This is a genomic window from Gulosibacter sediminis, from assembly GCF_023370115.1.
GTDB classification, from domain to species: Bacteria; Actinomycetota; Actinomycetes; order Actinomycetales; family Microbacteriaceae; genus Gulosibacter; species Gulosibacter sediminis_A.
Genome location: NZ_CP097160.1, coordinates 57042 through 80489, shown reverse-complemented (window position 1 = coordinate 80489; position 23448 = coordinate 57042). Strand labels below are relative to the sequence as shown.

The 23448-nt window shown below is 68.3% G+C and carries 19 protein-coding genes; 10 read left to right on the top strand and 9 right to left on the bottom strand.

Annotation, left to right across the window (positions count from 1 at the left end; translation table 11 throughout):
* Positions 1-26 precede the first annotated feature (26 nt).
* Both M3M28_RS00370 and M3M28_RS00365 read left to right on the top strand, forming a co-directional pair.
* Entirely contained in the window at positions 27-1166 is a 1140-nt protein-coding gene (locus tag M3M28_RS00370; protein ID WP_249386885.1) for a glycerate kinase, read from the top strand.
* A gap of 304 nt (positions 1167-1470) precedes the next feature.
* Positions 1471-2895, top strand: a complete 1425-nt coding sequence (locus M3M28_RS00365) for an HNH endonuclease signature motif containing protein (protein WP_249386884.1) — start codon at positions 1471-1473, stop codon at positions 2893-2895.
* Between the two features lie 130 nt (positions 2896-3025).
* On the opposite strand, the gene M3M28_RS00360 is transcribed toward M3M28_RS00365, so the two are convergent.
* Both M3M28_RS00360 and M3M28_RS00355 read right to left on the bottom strand, forming a co-directional pair.
* Positions 3026-4405, bottom strand: coding sequence for a dihydrolipoamide acetyltransferase family protein (locus M3M28_RS00360; RefSeq protein ID WP_249386883.1), 1380 nt, complete (start codon positions 4403-4405; stop codon positions 3026-3028).
* Positions 4405-6594, bottom strand: a complete 2190-nt coding sequence (locus tag M3M28_RS00355) for an alpha-ketoacid dehydrogenase subunit alpha/beta (protein ID WP_249386882.1) — start codon at positions 6592-6594, stop codon at positions 4405-4407. The genes M3M28_RS00360 and M3M28_RS00355 overlap by 1 nt, the downstream gene beginning before the upstream one ends.
* Positions 6595-6745: 151 nt before the next feature.
* On the opposite strand from M3M28_RS00355, the gene M3M28_RS00350 reads away from it, so the two are divergent.
* The gene (locus M3M28_RS00350) at positions 6746-7261 is read left to right on the top strand and encodes a VOC family protein (protein ID WP_249386881.1); all 516 of its coding nucleotides are present in this window, start codon (positions 6746-6748) and stop codon (positions 7259-7261) included.
* Here the strand turns inward: M3M28_RS00350 and M3M28_RS00345 are convergent.
* Genes M3M28_RS00345 through M3M28_RS00320 form a run of 6 tightly spaced genes read right to left on the bottom strand, consistent with a single transcriptional unit; the run spans position 7258 to position 12795 of the window.
* Complete coding sequence (locus M3M28_RS00345) at positions 7258-8529, bottom strand: NAD(P)/FAD-dependent oxidoreductase (RefSeq protein ID WP_249386880.1); 1272 nt, start codon at positions 8527-8529, stop codon at positions 7258-7260. The two genes, M3M28_RS00350 and M3M28_RS00345, sit on opposite strands and share 4 nt — an antisense overlap.
* A complete protein-coding gene (locus M3M28_RS00340; protein WP_249386879.1) occupies positions 8526-9221 on the bottom strand; it encodes a type 1 glutamine amidotransferase in 696 nt (231 codons plus the stop codon). The genes M3M28_RS00345 and M3M28_RS00340 overlap by 4 nt, the downstream gene beginning before the upstream one ends.
* 17 nt (positions 9222-9238) lie before the next feature.
* Entirely contained in the window at positions 9239-10243 is a 1005-nt protein-coding gene (locus tag M3M28_RS00335; RefSeq protein WP_249386878.1) for a dipeptidase, read from the bottom strand.
* On the bottom strand, positions 10240-11382 hold the full coding sequence (gene menC / locus M3M28_RS00330) for an o-succinylbenzoate synthase (protein ID WP_249386877.1): 1143 nt from the start codon (positions 11380-11382) through the stop codon (positions 10240-10242). Before menC ends, M3M28_RS00335 begins: the two co-directional genes overlap by 4 nt.
* Positions 11372-12043, bottom strand: coding sequence for a MurR/RpiR family transcriptional regulator (locus M3M28_RS00325; protein WP_249386876.1), 672 nt, complete (start codon positions 12041-12043; stop codon positions 11372-11374). The genes menC and M3M28_RS00325 overlap by 11 nt, the downstream gene beginning before the upstream one ends.
* Entirely contained in the window at positions 12040-12795 is a 756-nt protein-coding gene (locus M3M28_RS00320) for a GNAT family N-acetyltransferase (protein WP_249386875.1), read from the bottom strand. The genes M3M28_RS00325 and M3M28_RS00320 overlap by 4 nt, the downstream gene beginning before the upstream one ends.
* 92 nt (positions 12796-12887) lie before the next feature.
* Between M3M28_RS00320 and M3M28_RS00315 the strand changes: the two genes are divergently transcribed.
* The 7 genes from M3M28_RS00315 (at position 12888) to M3M28_RS00285 (ending at position 22498) form a co-directional block, all read left to right on the top strand.
* The gene (locus M3M28_RS00315) at positions 12888-13961 is read left to right on the top strand and encodes a M20/M25/M40 family metallo-hydrolase (RefSeq protein ID WP_249386874.1); all 1074 of its coding nucleotides are present in this window, start codon (positions 12888-12890) and stop codon (positions 13959-13961) included.
* A gap of 309 nt (positions 13962-14270) precedes the next feature.
* A complete protein-coding gene (locus M3M28_RS00310; protein WP_249386873.1) occupies positions 14271-15995 on the top strand; it encodes an ABC transporter substrate-binding protein in 1725 nt (574 codons plus the stop codon).
* 20 nt (positions 15996-16015) lie between these two features.
* Positions 16016-17059 (top strand): ABC transporter permease, encoded by a 1044-nt coding sequence (locus tag M3M28_RS00305; protein ID WP_249386872.1) that lies wholly within the window; start codon positions 16016-16018, stop codon positions 17057-17059.
* Entirely contained in the window at positions 17056-17964 is a 909-nt protein-coding gene (locus M3M28_RS00300; RefSeq protein WP_249386871.1) for an ABC transporter permease, read from the top strand. Before M3M28_RS00305 ends, M3M28_RS00300 begins: the two co-directional genes overlap by 4 nt.
* Positions 17964-19622, top strand: a complete 1659-nt coding sequence (locus M3M28_RS00295) for an ATP-binding cassette domain-containing protein (RefSeq protein WP_249386870.1) — start codon at positions 17964-17966, stop codon at positions 19620-19622. The genes M3M28_RS00300 and M3M28_RS00295 overlap by 1 nt, the downstream gene beginning before the upstream one ends.
* Before the next feature lie 3 nt (positions 19623-19625).
* Positions 19626-20459, top strand: coding sequence for a serine hydrolase (locus M3M28_RS00290; RefSeq protein ID WP_249386869.1), 834 nt, complete (start codon positions 19626-19628; stop codon positions 20457-20459).
* The gene (locus tag M3M28_RS00285) at positions 20456-22498 is read left to right on the top strand and encodes a D-alanyl-D-alanine carboxypeptidase (protein WP_249386868.1); all 2043 of its coding nucleotides are present in this window, start codon (positions 20456-20458) and stop codon (positions 22496-22498) included. The genes M3M28_RS00290 and M3M28_RS00285 overlap by 4 nt, the downstream gene beginning before the upstream one ends.
* Here the strand turns inward: M3M28_RS00285 and M3M28_RS00280 are convergent.
* Positions 22495-23394, bottom strand: coding sequence for a DMT family transporter (locus M3M28_RS00280; RefSeq protein WP_249386867.1), 900 nt, complete (start codon positions 23392-23394; stop codon positions 22495-22497). The two genes, M3M28_RS00285 and M3M28_RS00280, sit on opposite strands and share 4 nt — an antisense overlap.
* Positions 23395-23448 lie beyond the last annotated feature (54 nt).

The window sequence follows — 23448 nt, the reverse complement described above, 5'->3', positions numbered from 1 at the left end:
AACGGCTTTCCGGCTAACCTTGACGCATGCATCGTCGCATCGTCATCTGCCCCGACTCGTTCAAGGGCACCTGCCCCGCTGCCGATGTGGCTGCCGCCATAGTACGGGGCTGGCGGTCGGTGCGGCCCGATGACGACTGCGTCGCGGCCCCGATGGCCGACGGCGGCGAGGGCACGATCGAGGCGATGGCCTCGGCGAGCGAGTGTGGCGTGATCGAGCGGATGCGCGTGTGCGGGCCCCTCGGCGAGCCGGTCGACGCGCAGGTGCTGCGGCTGGTCGACGACACCTGGGTCGTCGAGCTCGCCGAGACGAGCGGCATCGCCTATCTCCCCGAGGTGACGCGGGCGACGGCCGCCTCGGCGTCGACGTATGGGCTCGGCGAGGCGATTCGCTTCGCCGTGTCTCACGGCGCCCGGCGCGTGTTGGTCGGCCTCGGCAGTAGCGCTTCGACCGATGGCGGGCTCGGGGCCCTGCTCGCCCTCGGGGCCCGGGCGATGGATGCTGAGGGTCGCGAGGTTTCGCCCGGAAACGCCGGGCTGCACGAGCTCGCATCGCTCGACCTGAGTGGCTGCGCCGAGCTGCCGGCCGAACTCCTGGCCCTCACCGATGTCGAGAGCCCGCTGCTGGGCCCCACGGGTGCCGCCGCCGTGTTTGGACCGCAGAAGGGCGCAGCGCCAGAGGACATCGCTCGCTTCGACGCGGGCCTCGCGCGCCTCGCGGAACTGCTTGACGCCGACCCGGAGACGCCGGGCGCGGGCGCCGCCGGCGGAACGGGCTTCGGCCTGCTCGCCCTCGGGGCGCGCATCCGCCCCGGTGCCGTCGAAATCGCGCGAACGATCGGCCTCGCCGAGGTCATCGCCGGCGCCGATTTCGTGCTGACCGGCGAGGGCAGCTTCGACACGCAGTCGCTCGCGGGCAAGGTGCCGTCAATCGTGTTCGGCATGGCCGACGCGGCGGGCGTGCCCGCGGGTGTGATCGCCGGCCGCGTGGCCCCGGATGCGCTGCACCAGCGCCGCGCGACGGGCGAGGTCGAGGCCTGGTCGCTCACTGAGCTGGCCGGCGGCGCGGATGCGGCGATGCACGACACCGAGCGCTGGCTCGCGGTCGCGGGGGCACGGGCCGCGGAGTCGTTCGAGCGGGTTGGTGCGGGCCAGTCTGGCCGCTGAGCTGCCGTGCTGCCGACCTATGTCGGTGGCTCGTGATCAAGTAGAACCAGACCCCGAACTCCCCCGATTTCCCGCACCACTGGCCATGTCGGTGGCTCGTGGTGAAGTGGAACCAGTCCCCCAGCAATCCCCCTGAATTCCGTCGCCGACTCGTCCTTAACCACACCCTCGTGGTCAGGAAAATCCCAACAAAAAAACTCGCACCCGGGTTCACGTTTTGGGCCGCTCGTGCGTCTCCAAGGCAACAACGAAGAGCTCCACCAGACCCGGCATGCTGACGAACAGTTTTGAGGAGGTGACACCCATGGCATCCACCCGGCACCGACCCGATGGCACCACCCCCGACCCCGAATACGACGACCTCACCGAACGCACCAGGCGTTTCACCACCGGTTATCTCGACTACAACCAGCAGCGCCGCCACGCCGACGTCGGCGAGATCCGCATGCTGGCGGTCGCCTACGACATCGCCGCCGAACACACCCGCCGCGACACTACCGCGGGCGCGCACCTCATCTCCGACGAACACCGCCTCCACTCCCACCTCCGATCCATCGTCGGCACCGCCGGCATCCGCACCAACGACAGCGACCTCACCCTCGCCAACCGCGCCCACGACGCCCACCACCTCACCACCGCCTTCCCTGCCTGGATGACCGCGCTCGACGACGGCACCGTCACCCTCCGCCACGCCACCGCGCTGCTGCGCTACGCGAATAAGGTCAACGACGACCGACGCGATGACTACGGCACGAAGGTCCTCGACTACGCGGCGAAGCACACGCCAGGGCAGACCGACACCTACGCCAAGAAACTCGCGGCACGCCTCAACTCCGCCGACTTCGAAACCGCGTTCGAACGTGCCTACCAAGACCGCACCGTCACCATCCAAGACCTCGACGACGGCATGTCGATCCTCTCCGCGACCATCCCCACCGTCGCCGCACACGCGGGCTACGACCTGCTCAGCAAACAAGCCACCCAACTGCGCGACGACCACCACGATGACGCCAAAGCGTACCGCGCCCGCGTTCGCGAGGCGCAAGCAGCCGGGGAGGAACTCTCCCCGGAGGATGCCGCGTTCATTGACGATCCGCGCACCGTCGCACAACTCCGCGCCGATGTGTTCATCGAGACGCTCCTCACCTCGACGCCGCAAAGCATCCTCGAATCCGTCGCGAAGGGGAAACCCCGCGTGCAGGCGACGGTGAGCATCATCGTCCCGATCACCACGCTGCTCGACCCAGATGCGCCGCGCGATATCGCGACCATCGACGGGATGGAACCCATCAGCGCCTTCGAAGCCCGCCAAATCGCGGGCACCGTGACCTGCTTCGACCGCATCCTCACCGACCCGATCACCGGGCACGTGCTCACCGTCGATACCCGCACCGCGACTCCGCAAATGCGGAAGTTCTTGCAAGCGCGCGACCACACCTGCCGGTTCCCCGGCTGCCGCCGCCCCGCGCACCGCAGCGACCTCGACCACACAGTGCCCTGGGCCGCTGGCGGCGCGACGAACGTCGATAACCAAGCGCACCTGTGCCGCCGACATCACACCCAGAAACATCAACACCCGTGGAGAGTGCGGCACCTCGGCGGCGGCGTCCTCGAATGGACCTCACCAACCGGCGACATCTTCATCACCCGGCCCGAACCACCCGGGCCGATCTTCAAACCCGTCGATGGACTCGTCTACGACCCCGCCGTCGATCCCGCACCCTTCTGATCGGGGAGAACTCTGCCTACCGACATGGGCGACGACCGCTGGCTGAACAGACGAGCACTGCAGCAAGCCAACGCCAAACCCGCCCACGGACGCAGATGGAGTCCGTGGGCGGGTATGGCGTGCCGACGGCCTATACGAGCAGCGTCAGCGGGTTCTCGACTCGGCGCTTGAAGGCGGCGAGCCAGGTGGCGGCGAGGGCACCATCCATAACGCGGTGGTCGGCCGAGAGGGTGACGGTCATGACGGTGGCCGACTCGATTCCGGAGTCGGTCACCACGGGGCGCGGCGAGGCAGTGCCCACGGCGAGGATGCCCGAGTGCGGGGGGTTGATGATCGCCGCGAACTCTTCGACGCCGTACATGCCGAGGTTCGACACCGAGAAGCTGCCACCCTCGAGCTCGTGCTGGCGCAGCTTGCCGTCGCGAGCGCGATCCGCGAGTTCGCGGATCGTTCCACTCAAGGCGCTGATACTCAGCTGCTCGACGCCGCGCACGACGGGCGTGAGCAGGCCGGCATCGATCGAGACCGCGACCGCGATGTCGACCGAGTCGAAGCGCTCGGTGGCGTCGTCCGTCCAGATCGCATTCGCCTCCGGTACCTCAACGAGTGCCCCCGCGACGGCCTTCATGATGAAGTCGTTCACCGAGATCTTCGTCTCGGAGTTCGCGGCGTTCACCTGCTTGCGCAGTTCGAGCAGGGCATCGACCCGCACGTCGGCCTTGAGGTAATAGTGCGGCACCGTCGTCTTGCTCTCGGTAAGCCGGCGCGCGATCGCACGCCGCATGCCGGTGTGCGGGATGCGCGTGACGCCTTCGCGCTCGGGCGCAGACACAGACGCTGCCGCGGGTGCGGTTGCTGCAGGACCAGCCGCAACAGGAGCTGCCGCCGTCGACGCCTGAGCCGAATCCAACGCCCCTTCGACATCACGGCGAACGATACGACCGCCGGGACCAGTGCCGGTAATCGCTGCGATGTCGAGGCCGCGTTCGCGCGCGAGACGGCGCGCAATCGGGCTCGCGAAGCGGCGGATGTGGTCGCCCGGGTCAGCGACCGAAGGTGCCGTCTCTCCTCGCGACCCGTCACCAGTCGAGCAGCTTGTTTCTGCCGCGCACGAGGCCTCCGGAGATGCTGCAGTCGCTGTAGCAACTGCGGGAACTGTGGTGTCAGTCACAGAGTCGTCAACAGAAGCCCTGGCGTTTGCGGATCCAGCCGCGGTGTTACCGGCGTCGGCGCCGCTGCCAGCCGCCGCGAGCGCATCCGCTGCGGACTCGCCGTCGCCGGCCAGCACGGCGATGGGGGTGCCGACCGCGACGGTGTCGCCGATCTCGGCGAGGAAGCCCGCGACGGTGCCGCCCTCTTCGACGGCGTATTCGATGGTGGCTTTGTCGGTCTCGATGTCAGCGATCGCGTCGTCGGGGGCGAGCGTGTCGCCGACCGACACCATCCAGCCGGCAATTGCAGCCGACTCGGTGCCGGCGGAGATCTCAGGCATGCGAATGAGCACGGGCATTAGTTGGTCCCTCCGAATCCGGCGCGGACGCGTTCGAGGCCGGCGACGACCTCCTCGGTCCTCGCGATCGCGGCGCGCTCGAGCACCTTCGAGATGCTCGGGCTCGCCTCCTGGCCGGTGACGCGCTGCACGGGCTGGTCGAGGTAGTCAAAGAACCGTCGCTGAATCTCATCGGCGAGCCAGCCACCATACGAGGTGCCCTCGCTGCCCTGCTCAACGATCAGCACGGCGTTGGTCTTGCGCACGCTCTCGCCGATCGTGTCCCAGTCGATCGAGGCGCGGTCGAGCCAGCGCAGGTCGATGAGCTCGCCATCGATGCCGGTCTGCTCGATCGCCTCGAGCGAGTGATCGACCATCGAGAGGTAGCTGACCACGGTCACGTCGGCGCCCGAGCGGCGCACGGCGGCGCGACCCGGCGGCAGGATGTAATCCAGGTCGCCCTCGGGCACGCGGTCGGCCTTCGCATACAGGTCAACGTGCTCAATGACGAGCACCGGGTCCTCGAGCGCAAGCGCGGCGTTCATGAGTCCGACGTAATCTGCGGCACTCGACGGGGCGACGATGCGCCAACCGGGCGAGGTCGCAAAAATGCCCGCCGGGTCCATGAGGTGCTGCGAGCCGTAGCCCGAGCCCATCGCGACCTTGGTACGCAGTACCAGCGGCATCGCCGAGTCGCCACCAAACATGTGCCGCGCCTTGCCGATCTGGTTAAACACCTGGTCAGCGGCGACCCACATGAAGTCGGGATACATGAACTCGACCACGGGGCGCAGCCGCCCATCGAGCGCCGCGCCGCCGCCGAGACCGGCGAACGCATTCTCCGAAATCGGGGTACCGAGCACGCGCTCGGGCCAGCGCTTCGCGAGCCCCTTCGTCGCGCCGTTCGTGCCGCCGCTGAGCCGGTGCACGTCCTCGCCGAGCACGATGATGCGCTCGTCCTGCTCCATCCGCCGCTCCATGGTCTGCGCCACGGCGTCGACAAACTTCACGTCGCGCCACGCGCCGGCGTGCGACTCGGTCTCGGCAACGGTCAGCCCATCGAGCTCGCTCGCGTCGCCGCGCACGCCAACATTCACGAAGTCGGTCTCGGGCCAAAGCTCGGGGCGGATGCGGTTGCGGCCGGGCTTGTCGGGGTCGGCTTCGATCAGCTCGGCCGCCACGTCGTTCATCGCGGCCTGCGCATCCGCGCGCACCCGCTCAACCTCGGCGTCGGTAATCAAGCCGAGCGCGATCATCTCGCGCGCGACCTTCGTCAGCGGGTCGCGCTCGCGCCACTCGCGCTCCTCATCCTTGCTGCGGTAGCCGAACGCGCTGCCCGGGTACGGGCCATTCTGGTGGAAGAAGCGGTAGACCTCGGCCTCGACCACGACGGGGCCGTTGCCCGCGCGCATGTGCTCGATCGCCTCCTCCATCGCGAGGTGCACGGCGAGCGGATCCATGCCGTCGACGCGCCAGCCGGGCACTGAAAAGCCCTGGCCACGGATCGACAACCGGGTGTCCTTCGTGATCTCCGACACGTGCGTCGAGACACCATACAGGTTGTTCTCGATGAAGAAGCCAACCGGCAGCTCCCACGCCGCGGCGAGGTTCATTGTTTCGAGAATCGAACCGATCTGGCTCGCGCCGTCGCCGAAATAGTTCACGGTGACATCGCTCGTGCCCGCGCGCTTCTGCGCGAACGCGTTGCCCGCGGCAAACGGGGCGCCGCCGCCGACGATCGCGTTCGTGCCGAGCGCGCCTGCCTCGAACCACTGCAGGTGCATCGAGCCGCCACGACCGCGGCAGTAGCCCTGCGCCAGCCCGAGAATCTCGGCGAGCGTGCGCTGCAACACGGTGCGCACCTCCCCCGACACGAGCTCGCGCGGGTCGATCTCGCCGCCCGACACATGCGTCAGGGCCTTGGCGAGAAATTGGTGGTGCCCGCGGTGCGAGCCGCTCACCCCATCCGCCGAGCGCATGCCGACGATCGAGCCGACCGCACCGCCTTCCTGGCCAATGCTCGAGTGCGCGGGGCCGTGCACGAGGCCCTCTCCCGCGAGTTCAAGCACCTTTTCTTCGAAGGCGCGGATGAGGTGGAGCTGGCTCAGCATCGTGCCGAGCAGCTTGGGGTCGGCCCGCTTCCAGTCGGCCGCGGTGGTGCTGAGTTGCACCCACGGGACGTTGGTTTCTAATTGGCGACGACGCGGCATCTGTATCTCCATTGATCGGCGGTTTGCCGGGTTGCGTGTAACACCACCACCCTAGATTGAATCCAATCTAGGCGCAATAACGACATTTTGGGACAGTTTTCCACGTTTTTGCCGCCAATCTCGCTAGAGTTAGATCCAGAAAGGACTACCAATGGCGCTTCCTGGCATGCACGGCACCGACCACATCGGCATCACCGTGCCCGATCTCGACGAGGCCGAAGACTTCTTCGTCCGCATCCTCGGCGGCACGCTCATCTACTCGCTCGGCGGCAAGCGCTCCGACGACGACTGGATGCAGCGGCAGATCGGCGTGCACCCGCGCACGGCGATCGAGGAGATCCGCTTCATTCGGCTCGGCAACGGCAGCAATATCGAGCTATTCAAGTACGACGCCGCCGACGGGCAGCGCCCACAGCCGAGCAACAGCGACATCGGCGGCCACCACCTCGCGATCTACGTCGACGACCTCGACGCCGCCGTCGCCTACCTGCGCGCAGAACACATCGAGGTGATGGGCGAGCCCGTCGCGAGCGCCGAGGCCGCCGCCGGGCAGCGCTGGGTGTACTTCCGCAGCCCGTGGGGCATGCAGTTCGAACTCGTCAGCTTCCCCGACGGCAAGGCCTACGAGCGCGACGCCGCGGTCAAGCTCTGGCACCCCGCCGACTAGAGCAGGCGCTGCACCGCGAACGGCCCCAGGTCAAACGGCCACCCGTCGACCCCCGGCTCGCGCCCAGCCACGAGGTCGGTCACGATCTGCCCCGTGAGCGGCCCGAGCGACAGCCCGTGCATATTGTGGCCCGCCGCGACGATCACCTCATCGCGGCCCGGCAGCCGCCCGAGCAGCGGCAGGCCGTCTGAGGTCATCGGACGCGGGCCCATCCATTCGTCGGTGCGGGCATCCCAGTCGGCGCCCGCGATCACCTGCGAGGCGAAGCCAGCGAGCACGTCGAAGCGGTCGACGTTCGTGCGCTCAGGCATGCCGTCGAACTCCATCATGCCGACGATGCGCAGGCGCCCGTGCATCGGAATCGCGACGCAGTGGAGGTCCATCGAGTGCACGAGCGTCGCGGGCATCCGCTCGACCGGCACCGTGAAGCTGTACCCCTTCCCCGCGGTGACGGATGCGGCGCAGAAGATGCCCGAGCGGCGCAGCAGCCCGGTGGTCCAGGCTCCCGAGGCGAGTACGACGCGGTCGCCGCGCACCTCGACCTCGCGCGCATCCTCGTCTCGGCTGATGACGGATGCGCCCGAGCCGAGCCGCTCGGCCTCGAGGCCCGTGCGCACCTCGGCCCCGAGCTCCTCGACGCGTGCGATGAGGCTCGCGACGAACGTCACGGGGTCAAGTGAGAACTCGCCGGGCAGCATGAAGCCGTACTCAGTCTCGGGAGTGAGCGCGGGCTCGGCGGCGCGCAGCGAGGCACCCGAAAGCGGCTCACCCGGCGCCTCGGCCCAGCCACGAGTGGCGCGGTCGGCATAGAGCGCGTGGGCGGCAAGCAGCGTCGGCTCATCGCGCGCGGTCATGAGGTAGCCGCTGCCGCCACCCGAGGTGTCGACGCCGTCCTCGGCCATCGCCTCGAGACTCGGCAGCATGTGCGGCAGGAACTGCGCGAGGGCCGCATCGCCCTTCGCCCGCTGCCGCGGCAGCGAGGAGGCGAGGAAGCCGAGGCCGAAGCCCGCGAGCTGCGGCAGCTTGAGCGGCGCAATAGAGAGGTACGAGTTCGTCGAGAACAGACCCGACACGATGTCGCGCGCGGTGTTGCTCGAGGCAAGGGGCGCGACCATCTGCGGCGTCAGCTCGCCCGCGTTCCCGGTCGCGGCGCCGGCCCCGAGGTGGCTGCGCTCGACGATCGTCACGCGGTGCCCGGCCCGCAGTAGCCAGTAACTGGTGCAGAGCCCGATGAGCCCGCCGCCGACGACGACCACGTGTTTCGTCATCGTGCCGCCTCCGCATAGGCGTGCACCTGCTGCGCGAAGGCGCCGACGAGCCGACGGGATGCGTCGATGTTCTCGTCGTTCACGGCCATCGCCGCCGCCGCGAGCGCAGCCTTGTCGAAGCCCTTTCGTCCGAGCGCCGACTCATCCCAGCTCGCGACGCGCTCGGCACCGACTTCGGGGTGAAACTGCAGGCCCCACATGCGCGAACCAACCCGAAAGGCTTGGTTCGCGACATCGACGGATGCGGCGAGATGCACCGCGGTCGGTGGCAGCTGCGTGATCTGGTCGACGTGGTTCTCAATCATGTGCGCGCCCTCGCCGAGCACCCCGAGCACCGGGTCGGCGCGGCCCTCGGGCGTCGTCTCGATGAGCACGGCGCCGCTTTCGGGCGTGCCGTACTCGGCGCGCACCTCGCCGCCAGCGACCTTCGCAATCACCTGCCCGCCGAGGCAGATGCCGAGCGTCGGCACCTCGCGCTCAAGCGCGGATGCGGTGAGCGCGCGCTCCGTTGGCAGCCACGGTGCCTCGTCGTCGGCATCGGGCATGAGCCCGCCGCCCAGCAGCACCAGCCCGTCGTAGCCGTCGAGCTCCACCGGTAATCCCTCCTCGCCGATGCGCTCGTCGACCTCGAGCCCGGCCTCGGCGAGCCATTCGCCCAGACGCCGCGGCCCCGACTGCGAAGAGTTCGTCACCACCAGCACCTTCGGGGTCATCGTTCGACCTCCGAGAGAAATGCGCGGTAGTCAGGGTCGGATGCTTCGAGCACGCGCAACACGTTCTCGGTGCCGAGGCCTCGCAGCTCCTGCTCACTCCAGCCGCGACGCTCGAGCTCTTCGAACAGCGCCGGATACCCGCCGACGTCCTCGAGCCCGACGGGCATGTCGGCCGAGCCGTCGAAGTCGCCGCCGAGGCCGACGGCGTGCACGCCCGCCACTTCGCGGAAGTGGTCGACGTGGTCGGCGGCGTGCTTCACCGTCACCGGCTCTTCGGTCGTGAGGAACGAGGGCACGAACGTCACCATCGCGACCCCGTCGCGCGCGCCGATCTCGGCGAGCACATCGTCGGGCACGTTGCGCGGGTGATCATTGACGCCGATCGCACCCGAGTGACTCACCATCGGCGGGCGCTGTGTCACCTCGAGCGCATCCCGCATCGTCGACGGCGCGACGTGCGAGAGGTCGACGAGCACGCCGATGCGGTTCATCTCGCGCACAACCTCTCGGCCGAAGTCGGTGAGGCCGCCGTGGCGTGCCTCGTCGGTCGCCGAGTCGGCCCAATCAATGGTGCGCGACCACGTCAGCGTCATGTACCGCGCGCCGAGCCGCGCATAGTTGCGCAGCACCGCGAGCGAGCCGTGAATTTGCGCGCCGCCCTCGACGCCGAGCAGCGAGGCGATCTTGCCCTCGGCAATCGCGGCGCGCGCCTCGGCAGCGGTCGGTGTGAACGCGAGACGGTCGGGGTAGTCGTGAATGAGCCGGCGCACGAAATCGATCTGCTCAAGCGTCGCGACAACCTGCTCAGCCCCGGAGACCTTGTCGGGGTTCACCCACACCGACCAGAACTGGCCCGCAACGCCGCCCGCCTGCAGCCGCGGATAGTCAGTCTGCGTCGTCGCAATCGGTCCCTCGAACGGCTCGGTCGAGTACGCGAACTGCTTGCGGCACTCCCACGCGAAGTCGTTGTGACCGTCAATGACCTGGTATTTCGGGCTCATACTTCCTCTGCTTCCGGAACCCGCGCGGCGGCGGAGTCCCACACTCGCTTGGCCAGTTCGGTGATGCGATCGGCCCGCACCTCGTAGCCGAGGCCGGGCACCTTCGGTACCGCGACGGTGCCGCCTTGCGCGGCGACCGCGGGTTGGATGATGTCTTCCTCGTAGTACTTGTCGCTGCCCGAGACATCAGAGGGCAGTGAGAAGTTCGGCAGTGACGACACGGCGACGTTCGCGGCGCGACCGATGCCGAACTCGTGCATCCCGCCACACCACACCGGCACGCCGAGCTCGCTCGCGCGGTCGTGCGCCCGGCGCGCCTGCGTGAGCCCACCCATCCGCGACACCTTGACGTTGAGGATGCGCCCGGCGTCGAGCCGGACCATCGTCTCAAGGTCGTCGAGTTGCACGACCGACTCGTCGAGGCAGATCGGCGTGGCGATGCGCCGCTGGAGCTGCTGATGCGCGAGAAAATCGCGCACGCCGAAGGGCTGCTCAATCATCGTGAGTGCGCTCGCATCGAGCCGTTCAAACAACTCGGCAACCTCATCGCTCCAGTCGTACGCGCCGTTCGCGTCGACGTGGAGGTCGAGGTGCGGATGCGCGGCCCGCACCGCCGTGACCGGTTCCAAATCCCAGCCGGGCGCGATCTTCAGCTTGACGCGCGAGTATCCGGCGTCGAGCTGCCGCTGCACCTGCTCGAGCAGGGCGTCAATCGATGGTTCAATGCCGAGCGAGACGCCGGCCTGCACGACCTCGCGGGTGCCGCCGAGCACCGAGGCGAGCGAGCGGCCCTCGTACTGCGCGAATAGATCCCACGCCGCGCCAACGAAGCCGGCCTTCGCAAACTCGTGGCCACGCACCTTCGCCCACGCGGCCTCGAGCTCTTTGGGATGCGCCCACTCGCGATCGAGCACGGCGGGCGCGAGGAACTCGGGCGCGACGAGCCAGGCAGTACCGGTCGTCTCAGCGCCAAAGAAGGGGTCCTGCGGCGTCGCGATCTCACCCCAGCCAACCGCACCGTCGGCGCTCGTGGCTTCGACGAGCGCGTGCGTGATCGCGCTCTTCCGGTGCGAACTCGTCTCAAAGCTGCGGCGCAGCGGCAGCGATACCTCAAAGAGGCGGATGCGGTCAATTCTCACTGAGCGCCTCCTCATCGGGCTCGTAGAGCCCGAGCTCCTGGGCGAGTCGGTCGCGCTCGGTGAGCCGACGGCGGGCCCCCTTCGCGCTCGCCGAGATGAGCGTGCTGAGCAGGTGCGCCACGGCGACGACCGGCGTGGGGCTGTCGGCGTACGAGGCAGAGCCGGTGTCGACGATGATCACGACGTTCGCGAGGTCGACGAGCGGCGCCGACTCACTGTCGGTGATGCAGATGAGCTGCCCCCCGGCCTCATGGAAAAGTCGCCCGAGACGGATCACTTCGGCGCTGTAGCGGCGCATCGCGAAGACGATGAGCACGTCGGTCTCGCGCACATCGGTGAGCGCCACGATCGGGGTGAGCGCGCGGCCCTCGATGAGGTGGATGTTCGAAAGTGTCGCCGAGAGGTCGGTCGCGAGCAGCAGCGCGTAGGCAGCGCTTTTGCCCTCGCCTGCAATGAAGCGCCGGCGCGCGCCGAGCACGACGGCGGCGGCCTGCTGCGCCGCACCGCTCTCGTCGAGGCGCGCGTAGGTGTCCGCGAGGGCGCGGGTGTCGCTCGCGACGACGCGCTCCTGCATCGTCGCGGCACTCAGGTTCTTGCGCACGCGATTGCCGAAGCGGTCGCGTGGCGAGACGAGGCTGCGGTTGAGGTCTTCTTCGCTCATGACCGGCCCCCTGGTTCTCTCGGCACCGCGAGGTACACCGAGGTGTCTTCGGAGACCACGAGGCAATCCACGAGCACATTGCCGGCCCGCAGCAGTCCGTCGAGGGATGCGCGCACCCGGCTGGCGACTCGCTCGCGTTCGGTCGAGCCCAGCGGCGGCGTATGGCGCGGCACGCCGATCCAGGCGCGCTCCTCGTCGCGGACGATCGCACCCCAGTCCGCGCTCGTCAGCACCGGGGCCGGACTGGCCTCACGCGCCGTCGAACCAGTGAGGTCCCACTCGACCATGATGCGGTCGGTGTCGGCCCGGTCGTAGTAGTCGGGGTGAAAGCCGAGCCCGACCGCACCGAGGGTGTTGAGGTTGAAGTGGCCGTTGCGCGCGACGAGCGGGTCGAAGGCCCAGCGCATCCGCTCGTGCCCCCACTCGAGCGCGACATCGCGCTGCAGCAGCTTGAGCAGGCGCCCGATGCCGCGGCCCTGGTATTCGGGTGCCACGACGGCCGCCTGCGAGTAATGAAAGTCGACGCGATCGCGGTCGCGCCCCGCGAAGCCATAGGCAAAGCCAACGATGCGGTCATCGTCGTAGACGCCGACGGCCGAGCCACCGTTGCGAATAATCGCCTGCACGAGAAGGGGATTTAGGTTGACCCGCTTTGGCTCGTACCGAAACACCCGGGTGTAGAGCTCGGCGGCCTCGTGCAACTCGTCGGCACCAGCCAGGCGCCGCCCCACGAGTGACGACTGATGCGCCATCATACGTCTCCTATAGTTCCCCGTCGTGCAGAGTTGATCGTGAGCATATAGCGCCATTGCGTCGCTCACAAGGGAAGGATACGTTTCCTAACATGCGTGATTCCGAACCCTTAGCACTGCTGCATCGCCTTGTGCACATCGAATCACCGTCGAACGACACCGCCGCGACCGCGCGGCTGGCCGAACTGCTCGCCGTCGAGCTCGAGGCCTGCGGCGCCACCGTCGCGACGGAGGTCACCCCGGCGGGCACGAACCTGCGCGCCGAGCTCGCAGGCGAGGGCGCCCCGGTACTCCTGGTCGGCCACCTCGACACCGTATGGCCCGTCGGTACGCTCGCGGGCGAGGTTCCGTGGCGAGTCGACGACGACGCCGTGCACGGCCCCGGCGTCTTCGACATGAAGTCGGGCATTGTCGCCATGGTGCACGCGCTGCGCGCCCTACGCGGACTGCCGCATCGGGCCGTGCGCATCGCCCTCGTGTGCGATGAGGAGGTCGGGTCGCCAAACTCGCGCGACTTCGTGCTGCGCTGCGCCGAGGGCGCATCCGCGGCCATCGGCTTCGAGTCACCGCACCCCGACGGCGCCCTGAAGATTGGGCGCCGCGGCAGCTGCCGATTGCGCCTCGAGGTCACCGGCCGCGCATCCCATGCCGCCCTCGACCCCGAGGCCGGCGTCTCGGCCATCGACGAGCTCATCGACCAGCTGTTGCGCGTGCGCGCCATCACGAGCGACCCGGGCCTCTCGAGCCCCGTGCTCTGCAATGTGGGCACGGTGCACGGCGGCGGGCGCGCAAACGTGATCCCCGATGCGGCACACGCCGAGCTCGGGCTGCGCTTCGCCGATGCCGAGTCGGAGGCGCGGGTACTCGACCACCTCGCCGCGCTCGCGCCCATCCGCCCCGGCGCGACCCTGCGCGTCACTCGCCTCAGTCAGCGCCCGACCTGGCAGCCGAGCCCCGCCGACGAGGCGCTCGCCCGTGAACTCGGCCTTGAGGGGCGACCCGCCGCCGGCGGCGGCGACACGAACTTCCTCGGCGCGGCAGGCATCCCGACAGTCGACGGGCTCGGACCGCGCGGCGCCGGCGCGCACGCCACCACCGAGCACGCGAGCCTCGCATCCCTCAACGAGCGAATCGTTCAATTGCAGCAATTCCTGCAAATTCGGTGATTCCCACGCGCGGTTCCGCGACAGTACGTGCCAAGATGCGTTACGCATCCTGCATCAATGAGCGCGCATGCATATGGGAAATCGCGGGCATCTCGCGGATTCCAATCGCATTTGGGTTCAGGATACGTAACGGATCTATTGACCGCTGGAAATCTCCCGGTAATAATCAAGTGCAACCGCGGGTCAAAGATGAACTCGCGGCTGAAAGGATCCACGTTGCGAACCAAAATTCGACCTCTGGCGTTTCGCACCGCGGCCGCGTTAACCGCTGCTGCAGTCGGACTCTCGCTGTCGCCCGCGGGGCCCGTTGTGGCATCGCCGTCCGAGTCGGCCGTCAGCGCCACCACCATGCGCCTGGCCACCTCGGGCTTCATCGACTCATTCAATCCCTTCACCTCGATCTACCTCACGCCGACCAACGCGCTGCGGTACATGTACGAGAACCTCGTGCAGTACAGCGCCGAGGACGGCTCGCCGACCGAGGGCCTCGCCGAATCGTGGGAGACCGAGGAGGACGGTGCTCGCTGGGTCTACAAGATCCGCGAGGGCATGACCTGGTCCGACGGCGAGCCAATCACGGCCGAGGACGTCAAATGGACCTACGACCAGATGATGGAAGACGACCTCATGGGCACCGCCAACGGCAGCCTCGTGAGCAACTTCGAATCGGTCGAAGCGCCTGACGACACGACGCTGATCATCAACCTCACTGCGCCGCAGGCCCCCGTGCCCGGCCAGGAGATTCCGGTCGTGCCCGAGCACATCTGGAGCGAAATCGACAACCCGTCGGAGTATCCGAACGACGCCGACGTGGTCGGTTCGGGCCCGTACATCCTCGAGAGCTACTCACCGAATGAGGGCTTCGTACTCAAGGCGAACCCGGACTTCTGGCGCGGTGCTCCGAGTATCGACCAGCTCCAGTACGTCTACTACACCGATAACGACGCGTCGATCCAGGCGCTGCGCGCCGGTGACATCGACTTCATCTCGGGCCTCACGCCGCAGCAGTTCAGCGCGCTTGAGGGCGAAGAGGGCATCACCACGAGCTCCGGCGAGGGCCGCCGCTACACGTCCATCGCCATCAACCCGGGGCAGGTCACCCGTGACGGCGAGGCCTACGGCAACTCGAGCCCCGCGCTCGCCGACGTCGAGGTGCGCCAGGCGATCCGCAAGGGCATCGACAGCCAGGCATTGCTCGACAACGTCATGGACGGCCAGGGCGTGCACGCCACGAGCTTCGTGCCCGCGAGCTACGAGACCTGGATGCTGCCCGAGGACGACCCCTCGATTATGGAGTTCGACCCCGAGGCCGCGCGCACGCAGCTTGACGAGGCCGGCTGGACCGAGGGCGCCGACGGCATTCGTGAGAAAGACGGGGAAAAGCTCACACTGACCCTGCAGATCGACGGTTCCGACCCGACCGAGCAGGCGCTCTCGGAGTACATCCAGCCGTGGATGGCCGACATCGGCATCGACCTCAAGGTCGAGGCCACCGACAGCGACACCCTCTCAGCGAACACCACCGCGGGGAACTACGACATGTACTTCTCGGGATGGTCGCTCGGCCCCGACCCCGACTACCAGCTCAGTATCAACACCTGCGCCAACCTGCCCACCGACACCGAGGGCAACGGCGGCACGACGCAGGACGGCTACTGCGATGAGGAGTTCGACTCGCTCTACGAGCAGCAGCGCACCGAGCTCGACCATGATGCTCGCGTCGAGCTCGTGCACGAGATGCTCGCGATGAACTACACCGCTTCGGTGCAGGTCGCGCTCTACTACCCGAACCAGCTCGAGGCCTACCGCTCTGACCGCTTCGAGAACTTCACGAAGATGCCGACCGACAACGGCATCATCGCGAACCAGTCCGGCTACTGGGGCTTCATGGACGTGACCCCGGTGGGCGAGAGCGGTTCGGGCGGCGGTTCGCAGACCGGCCTGTGGATCGTCATCGGCGGTGTCGTGGTGGTTGCCGCGATCGTCGTCGTGGTGATGATCTCGCGCCGCAAGAAGTCCGCGGACATCGAGTAACAACGCCGAAGCGAGCCGACATGTCGAATGCAGTACCACCGTCAACATCCGCTATTCAAACCACCGCGCAGGCGGAGGAACCGCAACGCGATTCCTCGTTCTGGCGCTACCTCGGCGCCAAGCTTGGCGGGGCGGCGATCAGCCTCGTGATGGTGGTATTGCTCGGCTTCTTCGCCTTTAAGCTGCTCCCGGGCGACCCTGTCGCCAAGATCGCCCGGGAGCGGCCCATGTCGGCCGAGCAGATCGAGACGCTGCGCGAGCAGTACGGCCTGAACAAGCCGCTGTTCCAGCAGTTCTTCGACTTCATCGGCAACGTCTTCACCCTCAACTTCGGCGAGAGCTACGTCTATCGTCGGCCGGTTTCCGAGCTCATCGGGCAGTACTTCTGGCCGACGATCCTGCTCACCGGCACCGCCGCGATCCTCGCGATCGCCCTCGGGCTCTGGCTCGGCCAGCGCTCGGCGTGGCGGCACGGCGGGATGTTCGACAAGATCGCCTCGGGCGTCTCGCTCGTGTTCTGGTCGGTGCCAACGTTCTGGCTCGGCCTGATCCTGCTCATGGTCTTTGGCGGCACCCTGCGCTGGTTCCCGACGGGCGGCATGCGCTCGCCCGGGGCACCCACTGATCCGCTCGGGCTCACGCTCGACGTCATCGCACACATGGTGCTGCCGGTGCTCACGATGGTCGCAGTGGTGTTCGCGCAGTACCTCATGGTCATGCGCTCCTCGCTCATCGAGGAGATGAACGCCGACTACCTGACGACCGCCCGCGCGAAGGGCCTGCGCGAGGATCTCGTGCGCGAGCGCCACGCCGTGCCGAACGCGCTGCTGCCCACCGTGACCCTCGTGTTCATGCACATCGGCGGTCTCATCGCCGGCGCGGTCACGGTCGAAACGGTGTTCTCGTGGCCGGGCCTCGGCAAGCTCACCTTCGAGGCCATCCAGGGCCCCGACCTCCCGCTGCTGCAGGGCACGTTCGTCGTGTTCTCGGCCATCATCATCGTCATGAATCTGCTGGCCGACCTCATCTACCGCCAGCTCGACCCCCGAGTGAGGCGCGCATGACCATCACGGCAACCCGCTCCCCCGGCCAGATGGCCCGGGCCCGGCAGTGGAAATCGTTCTCGCAGTTCTGCCGCGACTTCTCGGCCTACAAGGCCGGCATGTTCGGCTTCGTGTTCCTCGTCATCGTCGGCGCCATCGCCCTCATCGCGCCGATCATCGCGCCCGACTGGATGCTCGACGTCACGAAGATCGGCACCCCCGACCGCTTCGCGCCACCTTCGGCCGAGCACCTGCTCGGCACCGACAACCAGGGCCGCGAGCTCTGGGTGCGCATGGTCTGGGGCGCACGCTCCTCCCTCGCCGTCGGCATCGCCGCAACCGCGATGTCGATGATCATCGGCACGATCGTCGGCATGGCCGCGGGTCACTTCCGCGGCTGGTTCGGCGGCCTGATGATGCGCATCATCGACTTCTTCCTCGTGCTGCCCTCGCTGATCCTCGCGATCGTGCTCTCGTCGGTGCTTGAACGCGGCACGCTCACGATCATCATCGCGATCGGCCTCACCTCGTGGGCCGGCACCGCCCGCGTCGTGCGCGCCCAGACCCTCGCAGTCGAGTCGCGCGACTACATCGAACGCTCGCGCGCCCTCGGCGCCGGCCACTGGCACCTCATGCTGAAGCACCTGCTGCCGGGCGTGCTGCCGCTCGTGCTCGCGAACACCACCCTCACGATCGGCTCGGCGATCATCGCCGAATCGACCCTTGCGTTCCTCGGCCTCGGCGACCCGCTCACGCAGTCGTGGGGCACGATCCTCAAGAACGCGACCGACGCATCCAGTGCCTCGAACGGCTACTGGTGGTACATCCTCATTCCCGGCCTTGCGATCGTGCTCGTCGTGCTCGCGTTCACGCTCATCGGTCGCGCCGTAGAGAACATCCTCAACCCGACGCTAAGGAAGCGCTGATGCCCGACCTGCTGTTTGAAGACGTCTCGATCGTCTACCGCACCTCGGGCCGCAACGACCGCGGCGAGGTGCACGCCGTGAAGAACGTGACGCTCGAGCTGCCCTCGGGCTCGACCCTCGGCATCGCGGGAGAGTCGGGTTCAGGCAAGTCGACGCTCGTCATGAGCGTGCTGCGGCTGCTGCCGAAGACCTCGAAGCTCACGGGCCGGGTGCTGATCGGCGACACCGACCTCGCCGAGCTCAACTTCGGCCAGCTGCGCGCGCTGCGCTGGGCTGAAGCGTCGATCATCTTCCAGGGCGCGATGCACTCGCTCAACCCGGTGCGCACCGTCGGGCAGCAGATCATCGAGGCGCTCGAACTGCACATCACAGATTCGTGGAAGACCGAAGCGGCCCGCAAGCAGCGCGTGGCGCAGCTGCTCGCCGACGTCGATCTGCCGGCCGAAAAGGCGCAGGCGTATCCGCACGAGCTCTCTGGCGGTCAGCGGCAGCGCGTCATGATCGCGATGGCGCTCGCCTGCGAACCCGACATCATCATCGCCGACGAGCCGACGACGGCGCTCGACGTGATCGTGCAGGAACAGATCCTCACGATGATCTCGAACCTCGTCGCCGAGCGCGGCATCTCGCTGCTCATGATCAGCCACGATCTCTCGGTGCTCGCGACGGCGTGCGAGCGCATCGCGGTGATGCGCGGCGGCGAGCTGGTCGAAGTCGGTCCGTCGCAGCAAATCTGCCTCGAACCGCGCGAGCCGTACACGCGCAAGCTCGCGAGCGCGTTCCCGGCGATCGGCGACCCCGATTCGCGCCTGCGGCCGGTCACCCGGCACGCCGAGGCCGATGAACCGGCCGATGCGGGGGTCGCGGCAGACGCCCCGGTGTTGCTCGACGCGAAGCACGTTGGCGTGACCTATCGCACGGGCGGGCGGCTCGTGCGCGCGGTGCGCGATGTCGACCTGCAGGTGCGTCGCGGCGAGATCCTCGCGCTCGTTGGCCAATCGGGCTCGGGCAAGTCCTCGCTCGCCCGCACGCTCATCGGGCTGCAGCCCGCCGACGCCGGGTCGAGCATCCAGTTCAATGGAGCACCATTGCCGACGCGGGGGCGGGCGCTGCGCGAATTCCACAACCAGGTGCAGCTCGTGCTGCAAGACCCCTCGGCGGCGCTCAATCCGAAGATGAGCGTCTACGAGTCAGTCGCCGAGGGCCTGCGCATCCAGCGCTTCGCGGGCGACGAGATGGAGCGCGTGCATCAGAGCCTGATCGATGCCGAACTCTCGCCACCCGAACAGTTCTTCAACGCGATTCCGCAGGAACTCTCCGGCGGGCAGCGACAGCGCGTCGTGATCGCCGGAGCGCTCGCGCTTGGGCCCGAAATGCTCATCGCCGACGAGCCCGTCGCCTCCCTCGACGCCTCCGTGCGCGGCGAGATTCTCGGCCTGCTGCTCTCGCTGCGGCGCCGCCTCGGCCTCGCTGCGCTCGTCATCACGCACGACCTCGGGCTCGCCTGGAACATCGCCGACACGGTCGCCGTCATGTATCACGGTGAGATCGTCGAGCACGGGCCAACCGAGCAGGTGTTGCTCAACCCGCAGCACGAGTACACGCAGACGCTGCTCGATGCCGCCCCGAGCATCCGCCCCGTCGCCGATGGGGTGTAATCGGTGACCTTCACGCTGCCGCCGCTGCGGCCCGAGGTGCGCTGGAGCATCCGCATCGTCGAGCTCGACAGCAACGAAGTGCTGCTCGAACACGAGCCGGATGCCCAGCTCAAGACCGCGAGCGTCGGCAAGATTTTCCTGCTGGTCGAGGTCGCGCGGCGGCTGTTCGACGGCACGCTGCGGGCGGATGCGCGCATCGAGATTCCCGACGCCCATCGAGTGGCCGACTCGGGCATCCTCTACCGCTTCGTCGACCCGCAGATTGCGGTCGCCGACGCCGGGCTGCTCGTGGCCGCGTTCAGCGACAACCTCGCGACCAACGCGCTGATTCACCTCTGCGGGCTCGAGCGCGTGCGCGCCGTCGCCGGCGAGCTCGGCCTGCGCAACACGGGGCTGCTCGACTACATCCGCGACGAACGCGGCCCCGAGCATCCGTGGACACCGTCGTTCGGCACCGCTCGCGAACTCGCCGACGTTATGCGCCGGCTCGACCGCGGCGAGATCGTCTCGCGCGAAGTGTCGCGGCAGGTGCTCGACTGGCTTGGCTCCGACGCCGACACCTCGATGCTCGCCGACGCCCTGCTGCTCGACCCGCTCGCGCACCTCGGCCCCGAGTATCAGGGCATGGTGCTGCGGCACAAAACCGGCAGCATCGAGACCGCGCGCATCGACGTCGGCGTGCTACGAGGGCCGCGGACGGGCGTGGCCTACGCGGTCGGCGCCAACTGGGCGGTCGGCGACAAGCGGGCCACCACCATCGACACCATGCGCGAGCTCGGCGAGCAGATTCGCCGCCATGTCACAGGGCTCGCGCGCGACGAAGAGGGCGACGCATGACCATCAGTTTTCCCAACGACTTCGGCTGCCGCTGGTCGGTGCTCGTGCGCGACATCGACACGGGCGAGGAGCTGCTGAGCCACACGCCCGACCGCGTGCTCAGCACCGCGAGCATCGGCAAGGTGTTTCTCTTGCATCGCCTGCTCCGCGAGGTCGACGAGGGCACGCGTTCGCTCGACGAGGTCGTCGCGCGCCGGCCGAGCGAGAAGATTGGCGGCTCGGGCATCTGGCAGCTGCTGCAACAGCCGACGCTCTCGCTCTACGACCTCGGCGCGCTCATCGGTGCCGTGAGCGACAATTTCGCGACGAACACGCTCGCGCGGGTCGTGGGGTTGGATGCGGTGACCGAGCACACCCGCGCGCTCGGTTACAAACGCTCGCGGCTCAACGACATCATTCGCTGGCCCATTCCGCCCGGCATGGCGCCGCGCCTCTCGGAGGGCAACGCGAGTGAGCTCGTCGACTTCGTCGCGCGCGTGCAACGCGGCGACGACCTCTCGGCGGCGTCGGCGGATGTGCTGCGCGGTTGGTTCGGCGCGGGCATGGACCTCTCGATGGTCGGTTCGGTGTTCGACCTCGACGGACCCGACCACAACACCTTCGACAATGGCGTGTGGTTTTGGAACAAGACCGGCACCGTGTCGACGGTGCGCGCCGACATCGGCGTCGTCATGTCACCGACCCGGCGCATTGCCTTCGCCGTGCTGGCACAGTGGGATCGGGGCGAGGACGCCCGCGGCCCCGTGCTCGAGACGATGGCCGAGATCGGCCTCCTCATCGGCGACGCGCTCGGCTGGGTCGACCCGCGGCCGAAGCGCCGCGAACTGCACGCGAGCGCACCTCTGGCTGCCCCTGTCGCCGCTCCCTCGCTCGAGCGCATCCGGGCGGCCGCCGCCGACGCCCGGCTGCGGGATGCGCGCTACCTCGTCATCGACGCCGCCTCAGGTGAGGAGCTCCTCGCCCGCAAGCCTGACGAGCCGACGCCCACCGCGAGCGTCATGAAGACGGTCACCGGCACCGCCGCGCTGCACGTGCTCGGGCCGGAGCACCGCATCCCGACGCGCGTGCTCACCGGGCGCGAGCCAGGGGAGATCGTGCTCGTGGGCGGCGGCGATGTCACCCTCAGCCGCGTGCCGAGCGGCCAACCGACGTTCTATCCGCACCCCGCGCACCTCGACGAGCTCGCCGCCGCGGTCCGCGAGCGCATCGGCGAAGTGACCCGCGTCGTGCTCGATGATCGCCTCTTCGCTGGCGCCGAGTGGCATGCGTCATGGGACGTCGAGGGGCGCTCACCCGAAGGCTATATCCCGTTTATCTCCGCCCTCCAGGTCGATGGCGACCGCGACGATCCGGTGCTCGACGACAGCCCTCGCACCGACGACCCCGTCGCGCGCGTCGCCAAACACTTCTCGGCGCTGCTCGGCGGCCCCGAGGTGCGTCGGGCCCGAGCCGACGAGGAGTTCCCCGGCGAAGAGCTTGCCCGGGTCGAGTCGGCCCCGGTGGAACAGCTCGTGCGCGAGATTCTCCGCTCAAGCGACAATGCCCTGTCGGAGGCGCTCGGCAAGCTCGTCGCCATCGCCCGCGGCGGTGACGCCTCGTTCGCCTCGGTGCATCGCGAGCTCACGGCCGTCGCGGCCGAACTCGGGCTCGACGTTGCAACGGCAAACATCGTTGACGGCTCGGGACTCAGCGACGAAAACCGCGTGACACCCCGCACGATCGCCGCGCTATTGCGGCGCGGTCACCGCGGCGACGGCGCGGCCGGGCTCATGGCCGAACGGCTCATGCGCACTGGCAGCACCATGGCGGCGAACCGCTTCGTCGGCGCGAACCGGGTCGTCGGTGACGCCGTGGCGGCGAAGACCGGGTTCATTAACTCCGTGCACTCCCTCGCCGGCGTGGTGCGCACGGTCGGCGGTCGCGAACTCGTGTTCGCGGTGTTCGGCTGCGACCTCGAGCGGCCGGTCGAGCCCGCCACGAGGCAGGCCGTTGACGATTTCGTCACGCGGCTGCACCTCGACGGGGATGCGCTGCGCTAGTTACCCGGTCGACGGAACGTGCTGAGGTTGGCCACCACGATCCCCAAGAAGGCGAGCGGCACCCCGACGAGCACGAGGATGCTGACGTGGCCGGCCGCGAGGTCAAACAGCAGCGCGCCGATGAGCTGGCCCGCGACGACCGAGAGCGTGAGCAGGAAGACGCCGAGGTGGCGCACCACCGCCGCCACGACGATGAGGTAGAGCACGCCGAGGGCGCCGCCGACATAGAGGTACCACTCGTCGGCGCCAGGCAGCGGTGCTGGAGCGACCCATCCGGCGGCCTGCGCGAGCACCGCCGCGAGCGCGAGCACCACGGCGCCGACGAAGAAGTTAATGAGGCCGGGTGCGACCGCCTCGCCGGAGTGCACGTTGACGAGGCCGGTGACGGCCATCTGCAGCGAGACACAGGCCCCCGCGAACACGCCGAGCACGAGGAGCGGCAGCGCCGCCAGGGTGAGTTCGGTGCCGAGGCCAATCACCACGACCGCGATGCCGGTCAGGATGGCTCCGGCGACACGGAACACCGAGAGGTTGCGCTTCGGAGCGCCGAGGAAGCCCGTAGCGTCAACGAGCAGCGAGCCGAGCAGCTGCCCGAGCACCATCGAGGTCATGAACATCGCGACGCCGAGCGTCGGCACTGCGACGCCCTGCGCGAGCACGAACACGGCGCCGAGCACGCCTCCGCCGAGGCCGTACCAGGGCAGATGGCGTGTGCGCACCGCCCTGACGACGGAGCCAAGGCCCCGCTTCGCGCTCGGCACGAGCAGCGTGATGAGGATGAGCACGAGCAGCCCGACGAGGAAGGAAATTGTCGCCGCGTGCACGCCGGAGGCGATCGACGCGCCGAGCGAGCCGTTCACGCGCGCCTGGGTCGCACTGCAGATTCCGACAGCCACTGCAGTGAGAATGAAGCCAATTCTTCGCGGGGTCGTCAATTCACTCACCGTGTG